Genomic DNA, 235 nt, shown 5'->3' with positions numbered 1-235 from the left:
GGACGGTTCATCGCCTGGTCGACAGCATCCAGCATCCGAATGACTGATCTAAGGCTGACGTTGTGCGGCATCTTGATTGCCATGATGACGTCCTTGACGGCATCAACTGCATCTGGGGGAAGGTCACGTCGCAACCCTTCGCGCTCAGCAAATCCGAGCAGGTGTTCTTGCGTCAGGGCGCGCAGTTCGGTGGGAGGGCATCGGCTCAGGAACGGGGCTGGCAGACCGTTCACAC

Annotated in this window: 1 pseudogene; it reads right to left on the bottom strand. The window is 59.6% G+C overall.

The window, feature by feature from the left end:
- A pseudogene (locus tag A3722_RS24935) lies at window positions 1–235 on the bottom strand (AAA family ATPase); the annotation flags it as partial.

The organism is Sulfitobacter sp. HI0027 (genome assembly GCF_001634775.1).
In the GTDB taxonomy this organism is placed as follows: domain Bacteria; phylum Pseudomonadota; class Alphaproteobacteria; order Rhodobacterales; family Rhodobacteraceae; genus Sulfitobacter.
This window is presented reverse-complemented; position numbering and strand designations above follow the sequence as displayed.